This is a genomic window from Stappia sp. WLB 29 (assembly GCF_023507705.1).
Taxonomy (GTDB): Bacteria; Pseudomonadota; Alphaproteobacteria; order Rhizobiales; family Stappiaceae; genus Stappia.
The window spans coordinates 147,567-165,825 of sequence record NZ_JALBGD010000002.1; the positions used below are offsets into that span (position 1 = coordinate 147,567).

Annotated in this window: 16 protein-coding genes; 5 read left to right on the forward strand and 11 right to left on the reverse strand. The window is 66.7% G+C overall.

Annotated features, from left to right (window positions below):
• Nucleotides 1-46: 46 nt before the first annotated feature.
• Nucleotides 47-1,789 carry a hypothetical protein gene (locus tag MNI96_RS04085; protein WP_249690619.1) on the reverse strand — a complete coding sequence of 581 codons (1,743 nt, stop codon included), beginning with the start codon at nucleotides 1,787-1,789 and terminating at the stop codon, nucleotides 47-49.
• A 332-nt stretch (nucleotides 1,790-2,121) separates the two neighbouring features.
• Here MNI96_RS04085 and MNI96_RS04090 point away from each other — a divergent pair, with 332 nt between their 5' ends.
• Both MNI96_RS04090 and MNI96_RS04095 read left to right on the forward strand, forming a co-directional pair.
• On the forward strand, nucleotides 2,122-4,035 hold the full coding sequence (locus tag MNI96_RS04090; RefSeq protein WP_249690620.1) for a propionyl-CoA synthetase: 1,914 nt from the start codon (nucleotides 2,122-2,124) through the stop codon (nucleotides 4,033-4,035).
• Between the two features lie 170 nt (nucleotides 4,036-4,205).
• Nucleotides 4,206-4,997, forward strand: coding sequence for an SDR family NAD(P)-dependent oxidoreductase (locus MNI96_RS04095; protein ID WP_249690621.1), 792 nt, complete (start codon nucleotides 4,206-4,208; stop codon nucleotides 4,995-4,997).
• A gap of 86 nt (nucleotides 4,998-5,083) precedes the next feature.
• Here MNI96_RS04095 and MNI96_RS04100 read toward each other — a convergent pair whose 3' ends face one another.
• Complete coding sequence (locus tag MNI96_RS04100; protein ID WP_502960298.1) at nucleotides 5,084-7,003, reverse strand: ABC transporter transmembrane domain-containing protein; 1,920 nt, start codon at nucleotides 7,001-7,003, stop codon at nucleotides 5,084-5,086.
• 276 nt (nucleotides 7,004-7,279) lie between these two features.
• Here MNI96_RS04100 and rpmE point away from each other — a divergent pair, with 276 nt between their 5' ends.
• Complete coding sequence (gene rpmE / locus MNI96_RS04105; RefSeq protein WP_067218687.1) at nucleotides 7,280-7,504, forward strand: 50S ribosomal protein L31; 225 nt, start codon at nucleotides 7,280-7,282, stop codon at nucleotides 7,502-7,504.
• A gap of 154 nt (nucleotides 7,505-7,658) precedes the next feature.
• On the opposite strand, the gene rcdA is transcribed toward rpmE, so the two are convergent.
• On the reverse strand, nucleotides 7,659-8,198 hold the full coding sequence (gene rcdA, locus MNI96_RS04110) for a protease adaptor protein RcdA (RefSeq protein WP_158193817.1): 540 nt from the start codon (nucleotides 8,196-8,198) through the stop codon (nucleotides 7,659-7,661).
• Nucleotides 8,199-8,630: 432 nt separating this feature from the next.
• Entirely contained in the window at nucleotides 8,631-8,825 is a 195-nt protein-coding gene (locus MNI96_RS04115) for a DUF1192 domain-containing protein (protein WP_158193816.1), read from the reverse strand.
• Nucleotides 8,826-8,964: 139 nt separating this feature from the next.
• Here MNI96_RS04115 and MNI96_RS04120 point away from each other — a divergent pair, with 139 nt between their 5' ends.
• Nucleotides 8,965-9,975 carry an NAD(P)H-quinone oxidoreductase gene (locus tag MNI96_RS04120; RefSeq protein ID WP_249690623.1) on the forward strand — a complete coding sequence of 337 codons (1,011 nt, stop codon included), beginning with the start codon at nucleotides 8,965-8,967 and terminating at the stop codon, nucleotides 9,973-9,975.
• 134 nt (nucleotides 9,976-10,109) lie between these two features.
• Entirely contained in the window at nucleotides 10,110-10,835 is a 726-nt protein-coding gene (locus MNI96_RS04125; protein ID WP_249690624.1) for a DUF1013 domain-containing protein, read from the forward strand.
• Between the two features lie 148 nt (nucleotides 10,836-10,983).
• Here MNI96_RS04125 and MNI96_RS04130 read toward each other — a convergent pair whose 3' ends face one another.
• The 7 genes from MNI96_RS04130 to MNI96_RS04160 all read right to left on the reverse strand — a co-directional run bounded on the left by MNI96_RS04130 (nucleotide 10,984) and on the right by MNI96_RS04160 (nucleotide 18,170).
• A complete protein-coding gene (locus MNI96_RS04130; protein ID WP_249690625.1) occupies nucleotides 10,984-12,015 on the reverse strand; it encodes a peptidoglycan -binding protein in 1,032 nt (343 codons plus the stop codon).
• A 294-nt stretch (nucleotides 12,016-12,309) separates the two neighbouring features.
• Complete coding sequence (locus tag MNI96_RS04135) at nucleotides 12,310-13,317, reverse strand: flagellar motor protein MotA (protein WP_249690626.1); 1,008 nt, start codon at nucleotides 13,315-13,317, stop codon at nucleotides 12,310-12,312.
• A gap of 104 nt (nucleotides 13,318-13,421) precedes the next feature.
• Nucleotides 13,422-14,216, reverse strand: coding sequence for an inositol monophosphatase family protein (locus MNI96_RS04140; protein WP_249690628.1), 795 nt, complete (start codon nucleotides 14,214-14,216; stop codon nucleotides 13,422-13,424).
• A 102-nt stretch (nucleotides 14,217-14,318) separates the two neighbouring features.
• Entirely contained in the window at nucleotides 14,319-14,882 is a 564-nt protein-coding gene (gene efp, locus MNI96_RS04145) for an elongation factor P (RefSeq protein WP_067218707.1), read from the reverse strand.
• A gap of 221 nt (nucleotides 14,883-15,103) precedes the next feature.
• Complete coding sequence (locus tag MNI96_RS04150) at nucleotides 15,104-16,375, reverse strand: tetratricopeptide repeat protein (protein WP_249690630.1); 1,272 nt, start codon at nucleotides 16,373-16,375, stop codon at nucleotides 15,104-15,106.
• Complete coding sequence (locus tag MNI96_RS04155; protein ID WP_249690632.1) at nucleotides 16,372-17,016, reverse strand: thiamine phosphate synthase; 645 nt, start codon at nucleotides 17,014-17,016, stop codon at nucleotides 16,372-16,374. Before MNI96_RS04155 ends, MNI96_RS04150 begins: the two co-directional genes overlap by 4 nt.
• Nucleotides 17,017-17,138: 122 nt before the next feature.
• The gene (locus tag MNI96_RS04160) at nucleotides 17,139-18,170 is read right to left on the reverse strand and encodes a class I fructose-bisphosphate aldolase (RefSeq protein ID WP_249690634.1); all 1,032 of its coding nucleotides are present in this window, start codon (nucleotides 18,168-18,170) and stop codon (nucleotides 17,139-17,141) included.
• Nucleotides 18,171-18,259 lie beyond the last annotated feature (89 nt).

Here is an 18,259-nt window from a genome sequence, read left to right on the forward strand (position 1 = left end):
CTACCCGCGGCGGAAGCTTGTCCAGAGGCGAACCGGACGTGCGTGCCTATATCGGCAGCAGCCCCCGGACGATGTGCGCGATCGCAAGGCCGATGCGGATCATCGTAACGAAGCCGTCCGTTGCATCGACGAGGACGTACCACAGAGCTACCAACAGGAGGCTGAAACACACCGTCGCCAGCGCGGCCGCATTGTGGGACAGGAACTCCGATCCGAAACCTGATCTCGCGGGCCGCAAGACCCGTACCGACAGGGCGACGATGATCGCTAGGACATAGAGGGCGACCGGCAGAAACGGAGAGAGCATCAGGGCATACAGGACCTGATAGTCGGGCGTTTCCGGGAACTTCTCGATGAGCTTGATGTGCTCCTCGACGGTGTGGAACGGCACGAAACTGGGTTTGCGAGGCAGGAGATCGTACAAGGCTCCCGCCAGCGCAGCCGCGGAGACCAGCAGGACCGTCAAGGTCCCGGTCGTCAGCGGGATGATTGCCGCCAGGCGGGCGAGTAGAAAGCGCCCGTCCGGCCGGCAGCCTCTCAGGAGCTGGTCGCGCGCCGCGATCAATGACAGCCAGACAAACGGGGCGAGCAGCGCCGGAATCAGGCACATGAAAACGGTGGCGCTCATCAGGGAGTCGTTGCGGGACAGCGGCACTCTCATCGACGCGACTGCAGGCACGCAGCCGATCATGAGCAGCCATTCCATCTGGCGAAACGCGGTCTGCAGGCGAGGTGCGAGACCGGCAAACCAGTTTCTGTATGTACAGGCGGCTGGAAGCACGACGCCGATGTGAATAAGTCCGGCAACTACCATGAGCGCCATGGGTCCGAACCCCAGGACCATCTGAAGGTTGCCCTTCACGTCGTTCGCTGTGATGACGGTGATCAGTCCCAGACCGGCGACCATGGCAAGGGAATATCCCAGGCCCAAGGTAAGCGGCCCGGTCATGGGCGTGTCGGTGGAATCCATCCTCCGCCACAGTCTGGCAATGAAGGCGATAAAGCCGCCAGCGCAGATGAGGGGGGTGGTCGCGAAAGGGCTGAGGGCGGCAAGCGCAAGCACCATGATCGCCCCAAGCCAGCCAGCGCAGGTTGCGACAACGATTGCGGCAGTGGTCGCGCCGAGAACCGTCAGTGATGCCGCGGTTGTTCGCAGGGCCTCCACTCCAGCCAGGCCGGGCGTCGGCAGCCCTGCCTGTGCCGCGAGTTTCTCACCGGCGATGGAAACAAGTCCGGCCATGAGGATGGCGAGCGCCGGTGTCATAGCCATCCCGACCATTCGCCGCGGGGATCGTTCCGCGATCGCCCAGCGAGCAAAGAACACAGACAGAATGCAAAGAAGCAGTATCCCCGCTTCAACCGAGGGGCTTGTCGACCTCGCCCAGGAATACTGATGGGGTCTAAGGATGGTAACGGACAACAGGGAAAGCAGGAGCGGATAGAAGAGGCAGGCTTTCAGGACGAACGTGTAGGGCGTGAATGCTGCCTGCCCCTCGGCTTGCAGGGTTTCGTCGCGCCCGCTCGAACTCTGCCGACCTCGCGGCGTCGAGAGCCACAGGTCGATGTGGCCAAGGATCGATATCAGGATTTGGCGAAAGCCGGCTGCACCGTTGTCCGGTGTCCACGTCGAGCGGAGTGCGGTCTCGCTGCTGCCTGAAAGTCGAAGCGTGGCGGCCTGCGCAAGAGCCCTGGCAACGAGAAAGACGAGTGCAGCCGCGGCGGCTATCCAGATGAACCCGGGCAGCAGGCTCTGCAGATCGGGATATGGCGAAGGCCCGAGTCTCGGCATGGGATTTCCGTGAAAATAATTTGTACGGCAATTTTCAATCACAGATAGGCGGATGCACGACCGGATTGCAAGGCGGTCACGCGGCGCTCTGCGGGGCGGAAGCCATGCCGGGGGCGACGTCCTCCGGCACCTAAGCAAACTTCCCATTCGCCGAATGTATAGGGTCGCAAGGCTTGCCTTCCCTGTTTCGGTGACGGCAGATACGCAGTCGAGGACGTCCGGCGGCCGGGCGGGGGCGAGGAGGTCCCTGCGCATGCGACGGGCGGGAAAAGGTCCGGTCTGCACGCCCCGTGTGGCGGTGCGACCGGAAGCGACAGGGAGGAGACACCCAGATGGCGAGCCGTTATCACGAGGTCTACGAGGCGTGGCAGCGCGATCCGGAGGCCTTCTGGGCCGAGGCTGCCGCCGAGATCGACTGGGTGAAGCCCTGGGACAAGGTCTTCGATCCGTCGATGGGCGGCTACGGCCAGTGGTTCGCGGGCGCCGAGTGCAACACCTGCTACAACTGTCTCGACCGGCATGTGGAGCGCGGACGCCCCGGCCAGCCGGCGATCGTCTACGACAGCCCGATCACCGGCGCGAAGGCCGTCTTCACCTATGAGGAGACGCTGGCGCGGGTGAACGCGATGGCCGCGGTGCTGGCCGATCACGGCATCGGCAAGGGCGACCGCGTCATCATCTACATGCCGATGATCCCCGAGGCGGTGATGGCGATGCTGGCCTGCGCCAGGCTCGGCGCGGTGCATTCGGTCGTCTTCGGCGGCTTTGCCGCGCGAGAACTCGCCACCCGCATCGACGATGCGGCGCCGAAGGCGATCATCGCCGCGTCCTGCGGCATCGAGCCGGGCCGGGTGGTGGCCTACAAGCCGCTGCTGGATGCCGCCATCGACATGGCGCGGCACAAGCCGCAGGCCTGCTTCGTGCTGCAGCGGGGGCAGGCCGAGGCGGCGCTGGCCGGCGAACGCGACCACGATTTCGGCGCACTCACCGAAGATGCGCTGGCGCAGGGGCGCAAGGTGCCTTGCGTCCCGGTGAAGGCGACCGATCCGCTCTACATCCTCTACACCTCCGGCACGACGGGCCAGCCGAAGGGCGTGGTGCGCGACAATGGCGGCCATATGGTCGCGCTGAAATGGACCATGGCGAACCATTACGGCGTGGAGCCGGGCGAGGTGTTCTGGGCGGCCTCCGATGTCGGCTGGGTCGTCGGGCATTCCTATATCGTCTATGCGCCGCTGCTGCACGGGGCGACCACGGTCGTTTTCGAGGGCAAGCCCATCGGCACCCCCGATGCCGGCGTGTTCTGGCGGGTGATCGCCGAGCACGACGTGGTGAGCCTGTTCACCGCGCCGACGGCCTTCCGCGCGATCAAGAAGGAAGACCCGGACGGCAAGCTGATCGGCGACTACGACCTCGGCTCCTTCCGCACCCTGTTCCTGGCCGGCGAGCGCGCCGACCCGGACACTATCGCCTGGGCGGAGGACAAGCTCGGCGTGCCGGTGATCGACCACTGGTGGCAGACCGAGACGGGCTGGCCCATCGTCGGCAATCCGGTCGGGCTCGGCATGCTGCCGGTCAAGCACGGTTCGCCGACCGTGCCCATGCCCGGCTACGACGTGCAGGTGGTGGACGATGCAGGCCACCCCGTCGCCAAGGGCACGCTCGGCAATGTGGTGATCAAGCTGCCGCTGCCGCCGGGCTGCCTGCCGACGCTGTGGAACGCGCCGGAGCGGTTCCACGCCAGCTACCTGGAGGAGTTCCCCGGCTGCTACAAGACGGCGGATGCCGGCCTGATGGACGAGGACGGCTATCTCTTCATCATGGCGCGCACCGACGACATCATCAACGTGGCCGGCCACCGCCTGTCGACGGGCGCCATGGAAGAGGTGCTGGCGAGCCACAAGGATGTGGCCGAATGCGCGGTGATCGGCGTCGCCGACCAGCTCAAGGGCCAGGCGCCCTGCGGCTTCGTCGTGCTGAAGGCCGGCGTCAACCGACCGCATTCGGAGATCGAGAAGGAGCTCGTCGCCCTGGTGCGCGAGAAGATCGGCCCCGTCGCCACCTTCAAGCTGGCGATCACCGTCGAGAGGCTGCCGAAGACTCGCTCGGGCAAGATTCTGCGCGCCACCATGCGGCAGGTCGCGGACGGGGCGGAGTACCGGATGCCGGCGACGATCGACGATCCGGCGATCATCGACGAGATCGCCGCGGCGCTGAAGGAACGCGGCCTGCCGGTCGCCGGCTGAGCACCGGAGGAAAGCAACCCGCGCCCGGCCGGGCCACGGTTCTCCAGACGCTTTTGCTGCTCGCGCATCGACAGAGGCAGCGGCGCGGCCTATGTTCGCCCGCTGAGATGGCTGCCCGGCCAGGGCGGCCTGTCCCGAAATTGCGTGAACAGACAGCAGCGAGGAACCCCGTGTCCCTGGAAAACAAGGTTGCCATCGTCACCGGCGCGGCCGGCGGTATCGGCTACGCCATTGCACGCCGTTTTCTCTCCGACGGCGCCAAGGTGGTCATCGCGGATGTGGACGATGCGCGCGGCGAGGACGCCGAGGAGGAGCTGAAGGCCCTCGGCGAGGTGCGCTACGTGCATTGCAACGTCGCGGAGAAGCTCGACGTGCGCAACCTGGTGGCGGCGACCCTCGATGCCTTCGGCGACATCGATGTGCTGGTGAACAATGCCGGCATCGTCATCGGCGGCGACTTTCTTGATCTCGACGAGGCGGATTTCGACCGCGTGCTGTCGGTGAACCTGAAGGGCGCGTTCCTGTGCACCCAGGCGGTCGCGCGCCACATGGTCGACAAGGTGGAAGCGGGCGGCGCGCCCGGCGTCATCATCAACATGTCGTCCGTGAATGCGGTCTTCGCCATCGCCAACCAGGTGCCCTATTCGATCTCCAAGGGCGGCATGAACCAGCTGACCAAGGTCGCGGCGCTGTCGCTGGCGCCCTACGGCATCCGCGTCAACGGCATCGGCCCCGGCTCGATCATGACCGACATGCTGGCCTCGGTGAATTCGGATAAGGCGGCGCGCATGCGGGTGCTCTCGCGCACCCCGCTCGGCCGCGTCGGCGAGCCGTCGGAGATCGCCGGTGTCGCCGCGTTCCTCGCCTCGGACGATTCCAGCTACATGACCGGCCAGACGCTCTATGCCGACGGCGGGCGCCTGCCGCTGAACTACACGGTGCCGGTCGCCGAAGAGGACTGAGCCGGCTCCTTGGGTTCGATGCGACAAGAAAGGCCGGGCGCCCGCAGCGCCCGGCCTTTTCGTGTTCACGGGTGCTCTGGGGCGCTCTACTCGGCGGCGGAACTGCGATCCTCGCGCGGGCTGTCGAAGGCCTGCGCGCCGCTTTCGAACTGCAGCTTGGCCAGCTTGGCGTAAAGGCCGCCCCGCGCCACGAGGTCGGCATGACGGCCGCTTTCGACGATGCGCCCGCCTTCCATGACGATGATCCGGTCGGACTTGAGCACGGTGGCAAGGCGATGGGCGATCACCAGGGTGGTGCGCCCTTGCATCAAGCCTTCCAGCGCCGTCTGCACCAGGGTCTCGCTTTCGGCGTCGAGCGCGCTGGTCGCCTCGTCGAGGAGCAGGATCGGGGCGTCCTTGAGGATGGCGCGGGCGATGGCGATGCGCTGGCGCTGGCCGCCCGACAGGGTGATGCCGCGCTCGCCCACGGCTGTGTCGTAGCCTTCGGGCAGGGCGCGGATGAACTCGTCGGCAAAGGCCGAGCGGGCAGCGGCCTCGATCTCCGCGCGGGTCGCCTCGGGCCGGCCGAAGGCGATGTTGTCGGCGATGCTGGCGGCGAAGACCGTGGTGTCCTGCGGCACCAGGGCGATCTGGCGGCGCAGATCCAGCGGATCGCAGTCGCGCAAGTCCACGCCGTCGACGCGCACGCTGCCGCTGGTGGGATCGTAGAAGCGCATCAGGAGATGGAACAGCGTCGACTTGCCGGCGCCAGAGGGGCCGACGATGGCGACGGTCTCGCCGGGCGCGACGTCGAGGCTGACATCGGCGAGCACGGGCAGCCCGCCGCCGGCGCCATAGGCGAAGGAGACGCCGTCCAGCCCGACTGCGCCCGACAGGCGCGGCGGTAGCTTCACCGGCTTCGCCGGCGCGGCGATTTCCGGCTCGATCTTCAGCAACTCGGACAGGCGCTCCGCGGCGCCGGCCGCCAGCGAGATCTCGCCCCAGACCTGGCTGAGTTCGCCGAGGGCGCCTGCGGCGAAGATCGAATAGAGCAGGAACTGGCCGAGTTCGCCGGCGGTGATGCGGCCGACGAAGACGTCGCTGGCGCCGACCCACAAAACAGTGACGACGCTGCCGGCGATGACGAACATCGCGAAGGCGGTGAGCAGGGCGCGGGCGAAGATCGCCGTGCGGGCGGCGCGGAAGGCCTCCTCGACGCTGGTGCCGAAGCGCAGGCTGGCAAGCGCCTCGTTGGTGAAGGCCTGCAGGGTGCGGACCGAACCGAGCGTCTCCGACGCATAGGCGGAGGCGTCGGCCAGCGTGTCCTGCGCATGGCGCGAGCGGCGGCGCACGCTGCGGCCGAAGGCGATGAGCGGCAGGACGATGACCGGGATGGCGCCGAGCACGAACATCGACAGGCGCGGGCTGGTGACCACCATCATCGCCGAGGCGCCGAGGAACATCATCAGGTTGCGCATGGCGATGGACGCGCTGGCGCCGACGGCGGACTTGACCTGGGTGGCGTCGGCCGTGAGGCGCGAGACCATCTCGCCGGAGCGGGCGCTGTCGAAATAGCCGGGGGACAGGCGGATGATGTGGCTGTAGACGTCGGCCCGCAGGTCCGCGACGATCCGCTCGCCGAGCGAGGTGACCATGTAGTAGCGCAGGGCCGAGAAGGTGGCGAGCGCGGCGGCGACGAGAATGAGCACCGAGAAATAGTTGTCGACGAGGGACGGGTCGTCGGCGCCGAAGCCGAAATCGATCATCCGGCGGATGGCGATCGGCAGGACGAGCGTCGTGCCGGCCGCACCCATCAGCGCCATCAGCGCCAGCAGTGCACGCCCCCGATACCGCATCAGGTAGGGCAGAAGGGTGGCCAATGGTCTGAGGTCGCGTTTTCCGCCGCGATCGGGCGTTGAAGGGGAACCGTATCGGGACACGCTTGTTCTTGCTCTCTGTTCCTGCCGGATGCCTGGCGGACCATACCGGTTCGAGGCGGCAAGGCCAACCTGCGCAAGCGGTCGCATTTGTCGCGGCAGCCGAGGCGGGCGGGGGCGGAAACTCGGCTTTGCGGCCTTGTTTTCGGCCGGGGGATGGGGTATAGGCTCGCGCTCAAGGTTTCAGGTGCTGCGCGCTTGCCCGCGTAGCCCGCCAAAGAATCCGTGACTTCGTCAAGAAGCTGCGACACGCCGCCACCGGGCGCGCCTGTCCTGCCGGACGGACGGGGACACGCCGACAACTCCAACATGAATGCGCCGCGCCTCCCCAGGGCCGGTGTAAGCCGCAGGCACGGGGACGAGAAGATGAAGAAGGACATTCATCCCGACTACCACTCCATCAAGGTGGTCATGACGGACGGCACCGAGTTCCACACGCGCTCGACCTATGGCGAGGACGGCGACTCGCTGCAGCTCGACATCGATCCGCGCACCCATCCGGCATGGACCGGCGGCGACCGCCAGCTGATGGACCGCGGCGGCCGCGTCTCGCGCTTCAAGAACAAGTACGCCGGTTTCCTGGGCAACTGATTGCCCGGAAATCCGCTCCGCCCCGTCGGGTGGTTGCAGACACGAAAAACCCCGGATGCCTCAGGCTCCGGGGTTTTTTCGTTGCGAGTTGTCCGGTGCGGATCGGGCGGACGGGATGTTCCGAAAAGGCCCCCCCTTGCGAGGGTGCGCCCGATCAGCCGAGCGTGTTGCGACGTCCGCCGAAGGCGGCGCTGAGCACATCGAGCTGGACCGCGACGGGATTGTCGACCGGGACCGGCTCGGCGTGGCGGCTCTCGTAGATCATCCTGTCGAGATGCTGGATCCGCTCCTGCAGGCGCACCGAGCGCTCGATCAGATCGCGCAGTTCCTCGGGCAGTTCCTGCCAGCCGGGACCGCCGCGCGTGGAGGAGAGCGTGTCGAGGCGCACCTTGTTCTTCTCGCTGCCGGCCTGCTCGGCCGACATCTCGCCCTCGTTGACGGCGCGCTGGAGCAGCAGCCAGGAGGCCATCTGCATCAGCCGCGTCGTCAGGCGCATCGATTCCGTCGCATAGGCGAGGGACCCTGCACGCGGCAGCGACTTCGACTGCACCCGCCCTTCGCCGTCGAGATAGGCGGCGGTCTCCTCGACCAGGGCCATTCCGTCCCGGAAGAGAGCGGAGAACATCTCCGAATTGGCGAGCCGGTCGGCGAAGTCGATGGTGCTTCGCCGCGTGGATGAGAACCAGTCCGTCATGCGCCAGTGCCTCCTGTCCAGCTTTGTCTCAATACCTGGCGACCGCGGAACCTGCCGGCGCTTCTGCGAGGCCTTGGCACGGCAATTGTCCCAAATCTGGGCACTGCGGTCGGGTCAAAGTGTATCTTGCAATCGGCGTGCCAGACCGTCTGGCGCAGGCGGACAGCACGCAACAGGGGATACACCGAAGGAGCCGGCAAAAAAAGAGCCGCGGTGTCCGCGGCTCGAAGTCATTAACAGGGAGGCGTCAAACAGAGTGGACAGGAGCCACTCGAAATCCAGATGACTGGATACCCACAGTTATGAATTAGAAAGCTTAATAAATAGTAAATGACTAAAGTTTTAATGAATCTGCTTGCCTGACGCGAGGACGCTCAAAGTCAAATTTGAAGTAAATAGCGTGGGTTAACTATGGTGTCGCCGGTTGCGCGGTCACTTGCGGAACAGGGCGTCGGCAGCCGCAAGCACGCCGCCGCGCGCATCCCGCTCCCGTTCGGTGCGGGAAATCTCTTCTGTCAAGCGTTCAATGCGCAGCGTCAATTCATCCACAGACAGTCGCGACAGGTCTTCGCCCACCACGACCACGGCAGCCACTGTGATCGGCTTCGAATCGAACTCGTCCCGCATTTTGCGCGTTCCCTCTTGCGTCCCCGCAGCGCCTCGACCCGGGACAGGATGTGCACCCAAGTGCGTGCGCGTCAATTGTCAGGCCTTGCGGGACGTCTTAAACCGGGACACGACAATGGCCCGAAGAAGGATTGGCACGATGAGCGACACGCCACGCATGATGACGGCAATCGGTTTCGAGACACCCGGCGGGCCCGATGTGCTGGCGCCGATGCAGCGCCCGGTGCCGGCCGCCGCCGCCGGCGAGGTGCTGATCCGTGTCGAGGCCGCCGGCGTCAACCGTCCCGACGTCATCCAGCGCATGGGCCACTATCCCCCGCCGCCGGGCGTCACGGACATTCCCGGTCTCGAGGTCGCGGGCACGGTCGTTGCGCTCGGCCCCGATGTCTCGGGCATCGCGGCGGGCGACAAGGTTTGCGCCCTGGTTCCGGGCGGAGGCTATGCCGAGTATGTGGCGGCCCCGGCCGGAAGCGTGCTGCCGGTTCCTTCGGGCCTGTCCATGGCCGAGGCGGCGGCGCTGCCCGAGACCTTCTTCACCGTGTGGACCAATGTGTTCGACCGGGTGGGGCTGAAGGCCGGCGAGCGGTTCCTGGTGCATGGCGGCACGTCCGGTATCGGCACGACGGCGATCCAGCTGGCGAAGGCCTTCGGCGCGGAAGTCTTCACCACGGTCGGCTCGGACGAAAAGGCCGAGGCCGTGCGCAAGCTCGGCGCGGACCATGCGATCAACTACAACAAGACCGATTTCGTCGAGGCGGTGCTGGAAGCGACCGGCGGCCACGGCGTCGAGGTGATCCTCGACATGGTCGGCGGCGACTATGTGGAGCGGAACTGGAAGGTGGCGGCCGTCGAGGGACGGATCTGCCAGATCGCGACGCTGAACGGGGTTGCCGAGAACGTCAATTTCTCGCGATTGATGGTCAAGCGGCTGGTCCATACGGGCTCGACGCTGCGCCCGCGCGAGGCCGCTTTCAAGGCGGCGATCGCTGCCCGCCTGCGCGAAAAGGTATGGCCGCTGATCGAGGCGGGTACGGTGCGGCCGGTGATGGATTCGACCTTTCCTCTCGCGGAAGCCGCTGCGGCACATGCGCGAATGGAGAGCTCCGGACACATCGGAAAGATCGTGCTTTTGACGGGAGCCGCGACGTGATCCATGTTTGATTTCATGGCGGGGAGCGCGTATAAGCCTTGCAGTTCCCCTTCCATGCGACAGATGATTTTGGCTTTGCCGGCTCCTGCGCTCACGAGTGCGGTTCCCGGCGGAGCGAACAGGAGGCATTACACATGGCGACAACTCCCTTGATGCCCAAGGCGACGGCCGTGTGGCTCGTGGACAACACGTCTCTCAGCTTCGACCAGATTGCCGATTTCTGCAAACTCCACCCCCTCGAGGTGAAGGCGATTGCCGACGGCGAGGCCGCCCAGGGCATCAAGGGCCTCGATCCGGTGATGACCGGCCAGCTCACCCGTGAGGAGATCGAGAAGGCACAGGGCGACACGGGCTACCGGCTGAAGCTGCAGGAGCCGAAGACTCGCGTGCCGGAGAGCAAGCGCAAGGGACCGCGCTACACGCCGGTGTCGCGCCGCCAGGATCGTCCGAACGCGATCCTGTGGCTGGTGCGCAACCACCCGGAGCTGAAGGATTCGCAGATCATGCGCATGGTCGGCACGACCAAGCCGACGATCCTGGCGATCCGCGAGCGCACCCATTGGAACTCCAACAACCTGACCCCGATGGATCCGGTGACGCTCGGCCTGTGCAGCCAGATCGAGCTCGACATGGAAGTCGAGAAGGCCTCGAAGAACCTGCCGCCGCGTCCCGAGGAGGAGCACTACGAGGAGACGCTGCTGCCGGTCGACGAGACCACCTCGGAGGACGCGATGGCAGCTGCCTTCGCCCGTCCCGCTCCCTCGCAGCCGAAGGACGAGGAGATCGACGCCGACGCGGTGTTCGCCAAGCTCAACTCTCTTAAGGGCAAGCCCCGCGACGAGAACGAGGACGACTATTAAGTCGTTTGCGGCGCTCCACTGATAGGTTTTTCGACCTGGTTGCGCGCCGATTTGAGCGATTTTCGATAAAAAAAGGCCGTTTCCGGATCGGAAACGGCCTTTTGCATTTTTCAGGCCCGGAAAACGGCGCCAGTCGGCGCCCAGGCGATCAGCGCTCGGTCAGCTTCAGCTCGATGCGGCGGTTGCGGGCAAGCGCTTCGTCGCTGTCGCCTTCCTCCAGCGGCTGGAATTCGCCGAAGCCGGCGGCGACCAGGCGCTTGGGGTCGACGCCCTGGTCGATCAGGTAGCGCACCACCGAGATCGCGCGCGCCGCCGAGAGCTCCCAGTTGTTGCGGAAGCGCCCGGTTCCCGACAGGGGACGAGCATCGGTGTGGCCGTCGACGCGCAGGACCCAGTTGATCTCCGCCGGGATCTGGATGGCGAGCTCCTTGATCGCGTCGGCGAGTTTCTGCAGCTCCTCCTCGCCCGCCGGATTGATCGTCTCCGCGCCGGAGGAGAACAGCACTTCCGACTGGAACACGAAGCGGTCGCCGACGACGCGGATGTCCGAGCGCTGGGACAGGATCTCGCGCAGGCGGCCGAAGAAGTCGGAGCGGTAGCGCGACAGTTCCTGCACGCGCTGCGCCAGCGCCACGTTCAGCCGGCGGCCGAGATCGGCGATCTTCGCCTGGCTTTCGCGATCGCGTCCTTCCGAGGCATCGAGCGCATCGTCCAGCGCGGCGATCTGGCGGCGCAGGGCGGAAATCTGCTGGTTCAGCAGCTCGACCTGGGACAGGGCGCGCTGGGAGAGCCGGCGCTCTTCCTCCAGCGCGCTTTCCATCCCGGCAAGGGCGCCGCCGGTCTGGCTGGCGCGATCGGAAGAGGCGTCGAGCAGACCCTGCAGGCGCTGCTGCTCGGCCTCGGCGTCGGTCAGGTTGGCGGTGAGGGTGGCGATGGTGTCCTGTAGGTCGCGGCTTCCGGCCCGCTCCAGCGCCAGCAACTCGGTCAGCTCCGAGATCTGGGCGTTGAGGCGGTTGAGGACGGTGTCGCGGCCCGACAGTTGCTGTCCGAGGAAGAACTGGGCGAGCACGAAGATGGACAGCAGGAAGATGATGACCAGCAGCAGCGATGCCATGGCATCGACGAAGCCGGGCCAGTAGTCCGTCCGTCCGTCCCGCCGCCTCATTCGCGTGCCGGCCATGGTCTACAGCCCTTTCGGCCAGTTGGAAGTCAAGTCTGCTTCCCGATTGGGATGGCGATCCGGCGTCGAAACGGTCGCCGCGCGATGCTTTTGCATCAGGCAAGACAGGTTCGGCGTCGGGCGCCCGCCAATCGGAAGCCCTGCGGGACGGGCGATCTTGCGCCAATTCCAGCGCAAAGCCCCTTGTCCGTATCCAGATACGGTCTGCGTGCCTTCGCTTGACCTTGCCACAAAATCGCTCCGTCAGAATGGGTTCGAACTGGCCGAAAGGGCTCTAGCTCCCGGCGAGGCGGCTCATTTGGCCTCGTCCTTGATCCGTTCGAAGGCGGTGGACATGGTCTTCAGCAGGTGCTCGATGCGCTTTTGCTGCTCGGACTGCTCGTCCGCCCAGTCGCGCATCATCTGCTGTTCGCTGCGCACATGCTGGACGAGGCCCTGGATGCCTTCCGCGAGATTGGCCATGGCAACGGCGGCGTTGCGTCCCGCGCCGCCTCCACCGCCCCCCTCGGCAACGGCCTTGCGCAGGTTGTCGATGGCAAAGCGCAGCTCGACGAGGCCGGAGCCGCCGCCGGCGCTGTCCTCCGGCTCGATGTCGGTGAGGGTGGTCAGCCAGTCTTCCAGCTCGTTGTAGAAGCGGTTCTGCGCCTGGCCGGCCTGCAGGTCGAGAAAGCCGAGGATGAGCGATCCGGTAAGGCCGAACAGCGAGGACGAGAAGGCGGTGCCCATGCCCGCAAGCGGGGCCTCGAGGCCCGCCTTGAGGTCCTCGAAGATGACGTTGGCATCGCCCGAGCCGACGTCGAGGCTCTGGATCGTCACGTTGACCGAGCCGACGGTCTGCAGCAGGCCCCAGAAGGTGCCGAGCAGGCCGAGAAAGACGAGCAGGCCGGTCAGGTAGCGCGCCATCTCGCGCGCCTCATCAAGGCGCATGCCGATGGAATCGAGGATCGAGCGGGTCGTCGCGGGCGACAGGATCGTGTCGCCGGCGCGGTTGCCGAGCAGCGTCGCCATCGGCGCCAGCAGCACAGGCGGGCGGCGAACCTCGATGCCCGGGTCGCCGAGCCGGAAGCCGTTCACCCAGTTCACCTCCGGCATCAGGCGGATCACCTGGCGGATGGCGAGCAGGATGCCGACCAGGCCGGTGCCGATGATCAGCCCGTTGAGACCGGGATTGCTCATGAAGGCGGAGGAGATCTGGCGGTAGAGGATCAGCGCGATGAACGCGACCACCGCCAGGAAGATGATCATCCGGATCAGATAGACCCAGGGACTGGACAGGCTGTACGGATCATAGGCACGCGCCATGACGGCTTGTCTTCTCCCTGTTGAGGACAAGCCCTTGATAGCGTGATTTTCACCGGCCTGAAAAGCCGTAATGTCGGCGGGGCGTCCTGCCGCAGGGGCAGCCGTCAGCTGCGGGCGTTCTTCAAAAGCGCGCGCAGCTGGGCCTGGACCTGCTCGTTGCCGGCGACGATCGAGCGGGTCTCGAACATCTTCTCGCCGCCGTCGATGTCGGTGACGTAGCCGCCGGCCTCGCGGACCAGCAGCAGGCCGGCCGCCATGTCCCAGGGCGACAGGCCGTGCTCCCAGAAGCCGTCGAAGCGGCCGGCGGCGGTCCAAGCAAGGTCGAGGGCGGCGGCGCCGCAGCGACGGATGCCGGCAACCTCGCCCATGACGTGGCGCAGTTCCTTCAGCGTGCGGGCGTGGTCGCCGACGCCGAGGAAGGGAATGCCGGTGGCGATGACGCAATCCGGCATCGACTTGCGAGCGGCAACGCGCAGGCGGCGGTCGTTGAGAAAGGCGCCGCGGCCGCGCTCGGCGGTGAACAGCTCGTCCATCGCCGGGTTGTAGATGACGCCGGCGACGATCACGCCTTCGCGCTCAAGCGCGATCGAGACGTTGAACATCGGGATGCCGTGCAGGAAGTTCGTGGTGCCGTCGAGCGGGTCGACGATCCAGCGGTGCTGCGGGTCCTCGCCCTCGATGGTGCCGGACTCTTCCATCAGGAAGCCGTAGCTCGGACGTGCCTTCTGCAACTCCGCGCGCACGATCTTCTCGGCGGCGATGTCGGCGGCCGACACGAAGTCGCTCGGGCCCTTGCGCGAGACCTGCAGGTTCTCGACCTCGCCGAAATCGCGAGCGAGGCTGCGACCGGCCTTCAGCGCGGCCTGGACCATGACATTCAGGATGGCGGAGCGGGACATGGCGGTTCCTGGAAAATTCCTGGCGGGTGGCTGCCGGACGGCGCGCCTTCACGGGAGACGAAAGGCCGACGGCGCAGTCGGGCCGCCGGCCAAAAGGCAAGATCAGTCGGCGCGGCGGACGTACTCGACCAGCTCGGTGTCGACGATGATCTTCTCGCCGGCGGTGATGAACGGCGGCACCATGACGCGCACGCCGTTTTCCAGCATGGCCGGCTTGTAGGACGAGGACTGGGTCTGGCCCTTCACCACGGCGTCGGCCTCGGTGATCTCGAGCGTCACGTACTGCGGCAGGGTGATGCCGATCGGACGCTCCTCGTGCATCTCGAGCGTGACCATCATGCCGTCCTGCAGGAAGGCGGCGCGCTCGCCGACGAAGTCGGCCTGCAGCTCGATCTGCTCGTAGGTCTCGGTGTTCATGAACACCAGCATGTCTTCCTGCGGATAGAGATACTGGAAGTCCTTCTGCTCGAGGCGCACGCGCTCGACCTTGTCGGCGGAGCGGAAGCGCTCGTTGAGCTTGCGGCCGTCGATGAGGTTCTTCATCTCGACCTGCGCGAAGGCGCCGCCCTTGCCGGGCTTCACGTGCTCGACCTTGACCACAGCCCAGAGCGTCTCCTGGTGCTGCAGCACGTTGCCCGGCTTGATCTCGTTTCCGTTGATCTTCATGTGTCTCGTTCCGTCTCCAAAGGTCCTGCGGCGATACGCTCCGCGGGGGCCATCCGTCGGCCCCAGCCGCAGGCGTGTCCGGCGCCGCCGAGGCCGCCGGGCCCGATCCGGACCTGGTTCCTGGAATAGGCGCCGTCGCGTCGGCCGGGCACATTGTCTGGTGCGCGGCCTGTCCACCACACTTCCGGTTGCCAATCAAGCAAAAAGGCGGTTTCGCCGGCTCAGGGCGTGTTGTCGGGGTTTTCCACCACCGTCGGGTCGGCGGCGGCGGCGTAGCGCTCGGCAAAGGCCATCGCCTTGGCCAGGGTTTCCGCGTCGATCGAGCCGAGCAGCCCGTCCATTTCCAGATCCGAAATGCCGAGGGCGCGGGCGGCCATGTGCCAGCCGGCCGCCTTTTCCAGATCGACCTCCCGGCCGCGGCCGAAGGCATAGGTCCGGGCAAGCCGGTTCATCGCGACCGGATTGCCGGCGCTGGCGGCCCGCTCGAACCAGTCGGCCGCCTCCGCCTCGTCGGGGGCAACGCCCCGGCCGTTGAAGCGCAGGATGGCGTAACGGACCTGGGCGCCGACATGGCCCTGGCGGGCGGCGCGGCCCATCCAGAAGGCGGCACGCGTCTCGCTGCGGATGTCGGCAGGGCCGTCGAGATAGAACTGGGCGAGCTGGAAGCGGGCATCGACATCGCCGAGATCGGCGGCCTTTTCCAGAAGCTCCAGCGCCCGGTCGGGATCGAGCGGGCGCCCCTCGCCGGTGCGGTAGAGGCCGGCGAGATTGTAGATGGCCTCCGGGATCTCGTCATTGGCCGCGAGCTCGAACATGTCGCCGGCCTTCACCTTGTCTTCCGGAACGCCGAGGCCGTTGAGCAGCATGAGACCGTAGCGCAGGGCCGCGCGCGTGTTCCCGCTAGAGGAGGCGAGCTGATACCAGCTCGCCGCACGCTCGGCATTCTGCGGCAGACCGCGGCCGGTCTCATAGAGCACGCCGAGGAGCGTCTGGGCAGCCGCATCGCCGGCTTCCGCACGCGGGGTGGCAAGCGAGAGGGCGGTCAGGTACCAGCCGCGCTGGAAGGCGCCATAGGCGTAGTCGCGGACCTCGCCCTCGACCTCCAGCGGCAGAGGCGGGGCGACGCTGGTCGGCGGAACGAGAAGGGGAATGTCCTGATCGCCGCCCGCCGGCTGCTGCGGCACGATGGACAGGCGCTCGGAAATCTCCGCGGCCGAGGGCATGAGGCCTGCGCCGGGAAGATCGGATGCAGGAGCTGCACCGGTGGCGGCCGGCGCTTGCGGAGAAGAGGCAGCCTCGGGCGGTGCCTCGGCAGCAGGGGCGGGAGCGGGAGCCGGCTCAGGTGTTGCCGCCGGCTGTTCGTCCGCCTTCGGTTCGGCAGGTGCGGTGCCGGTGCCGTCTTGCGCAAGGGCAGGATGTGCCGCAGCTCCAAGGAGCAGCAGCAGCGCCAGCGCGCCTGTCTGGAACCGGAACCGTCCGCCGCCTGCGGTCATCCGCTCTCGGCCTCCGTCAGCTCAAAGCGCGACAGAACCTCGTTGGCGGCACGAACGGCTGCTTCCGGACCCTCGGGGTGATTCCACACCGCGCCGCGCAGGGCGACGAAGTCGGCACCGGTCGCGGCGCAGACCTCGACGCCGGCGAAATCGCTGCCGCACAGGGCGACGCAGGGCGTTTCGAACATCTCCGCCCACCAGGATGCGAGTTGCAGCGTCTTGGCATGCGGCTCCACGTCTTCCTCGCGCTCCAGCAGGCCGAACAAGACGTAGTCGACGCCGGCTTCGGCCACCGTCATGGCGTCGTGACGGGTGCGGATGCCGCCCGCACCGACGATGCCCCTGGGCTGAAAATTCTCCAGCGCGCGCTTCAGGTCATCGCTGGACGTGTCGACATGGATGCCGTCAGCGCGGCTGCGGCCGGCGGCACGCGAATCGTTCTGCACAAGCACCGCGGTGCCCGCCGCCTGGGCGATCGGCACGATTGTCTCGGCGATCTTCTGGAAACCGGTCTCGCCCCAGCCGCCGTCGGTGATCAGCAAGCACGCCACATCGCCGCCGGCAAGGGCGGAGGCGAGGTCCTTGCAGAACCCGTCGAGCTCGAAACTGGCGGGCGTAATCAGGTAGAGGCGCGGGTGCACGGCGCATCCTTCCGCTTCGTGGGCCGGGCAATCGGAACCCGTCCCGGAATGAGGGGCGATCACGGCAAAAGAGGGGCGAAACCGCCCCTCTCGTCAAGCTTGCCGGTCGGATCGGTGTCCGGTCAGGCGGTCTCGAGCGACTTTGCCCACTCGCCCTTGGCGGCGAGGCCGTTCATGCGGGCGCGGTGCAGGAACGCGGCCTGGCCGGCCGGAACGTTCCCGGACTTGCCGCCCCAGGCCTTGAGCGCAGCCTGCTGCAGTGCGCGGCCGTAGGAGAAGGTCAGCTTCCACGGAAGCGGGCCGGCCGCGTTCATCAGGTGCAGGTGCTCGGTCGCCAGCTCGTCCGACTGGCCGCCGGACAGGAAGGCGATGCCCGGCACGGCCGCCGGCACGGTGGCCTTCAGGCAGCGCAGGGTCAGCTCGGCCACTTCCTCGGGCGAAGCCTGGATCGGGGCGTTCTTGCCCGGGACGATCATGTTCGGCTTGAGGATGATGCCCTCGAGCAGGATGTCCATCTGGAACAGCTCGGAGAACACCGTGTTCAGCGTCCACTCCGTGACCTCGTAGCAGGTCTCGATGTCGTGGGCAGCGGAAGGGCCGTCCATCAGCACTTCCGGCTCGACGATCGGCACGATGCCGGCTTCCTGGCACAGGGCCGCATAGCGGGCCAGCGCATGGGCGTTCGCCTGGATGCAGGTGCTGGACGGCAGACCGTCTTCCTCGTTGATGTCGATGACCGCACGCCACTTGGCGAAGCGGGCGCCCAGTTCGTAATATTCGGCAAGGCGCTCGCGCAGGCCGTCGAGGCCTTCGGTGACGGTCTCGCCCGGGAAGCCGGCCAGCGGCTTGGCGCCCTTGTCGACCTTGATGCCCGGCACGGCGCCGGACTTGCGGATCATCTCGACGAACGGGGTGCCGTCGGCCGCCTTCTGGCGCAGCGTCTCGTCGAACAGGATGACGCCGGAGATGTAGTCGTTCATCGCCTCGGTGCTGGAGAACAGCATCTCGCGATAGGCGCGACGGTTGTCTTCGGTGTTCTCCGTGCCGATCTGGTCGAAGCGCTTCTTGATCGTACCGGTGCTTTCGTCGGCGGCAAGGATGCCCTGACCGGCGGCCACCATGGCCTGTGCGATATCCTCGAGACGTTCACTCATCCGATGAGACCCTCTTCTTGCTTGCAAGCATCGCCGCATTGCGTTGGCGGCTTTCTACCAAAAGCGCCGCGCTTTTGAAGGCGCGGCGC

Bases quoted from the DNA above. Each gene is read 5' to 3' on its own strand.
- MNI96_RS04120 (WP_249690623.1), top strand. From the start codon at position 8,965: ATGAGCGACACGCCACGCATGATGACGGCAATCGGTTTCGAGACACCC.
- MNI96_RS04160 (WP_249690634.1), bottom strand. From the start codon at position 18,170: ATGAGTGAACGTCTCGAGGATATCGCACAGGCCATGGTGGCCGCCGGT.
- MNI96_RS04135 (WP_249690626.1), bottom strand. From the start codon at position 13,317: ATGGCGCGTGCCTATGATCCGTACAGCCTGTCCAGTCCCTGGGTCTAT.
- MNI96_RS04085 (WP_249690619.1), bottom strand. From the start codon at position 1,789: ATGCCGAGACTCGGGCCTTCGCCATATCCCGATCTGCAGAGCCTGCTG.
- MNI96_RS04115 (WP_158193816.1), bottom strand. From the start codon at position 8,825: ATGCGGGACGAGTTCGATTCGAAGCCGATCACAGTGGCTGCCGTGGTC.
- MNI96_RS04090 (WP_249690620.1), top strand. From the start codon at position 2,122: ATGGCGAGCCGTTATCACGAGGTCTACGAGGCGTGGCAGCGCGATCCG.
- rcdA (WP_158193817.1), bottom strand. From the start codon at position 8,198: ATGACGGACTGGTTCTCATCCACGCGGCGAAGCACCATCGACTTCGCC.
- MNI96_RS04125 (WP_249690624.1), top strand. From the start codon at position 10,110: ATGGCGACAACTCCCTTGATGCCCAAGGCGACGGCCGTGTGGCTCGTG.
- MNI96_RS04130 (WP_249690625.1), bottom strand. From the start codon at position 12,015: ATGGCCGGCACGCGAATGAGGCGGCGGGACGGACGGACGGACTACTGG.
- efp (WP_067218707.1), bottom strand. From the start codon at position 14,882: ATGAAGATCAACGGAAACGAGATCAAGCCGGGCAACGTGCTGCAGCAC.
- rpmE (WP_067218687.1), top strand. From the start codon at position 7,280: ATGAAGAAGGACATTCATCCCGACTACCACTCCATCAAGGTGGTCATG.
- MNI96_RS04150 (WP_249690630.1), bottom strand. From the start codon at position 16,375: ATGACCGCAGGCGGCGGACGGTTCCGGTTCCAGACAGGCGCGCTGGCG.
- MNI96_RS04100 (WP_502960298.1), bottom strand. From the start codon at position 7,003: ATGCGACCGCTTGCGCAGGTTGGCCTTGCCGCCTCGAACCGGTATGGT.
- MNI96_RS04140 (WP_249690628.1), bottom strand. From the start codon at position 14,216: ATGTCCCGCTCCGCCATCCTGAATGTCATGGTCCAGGCCGCGCTGAAG.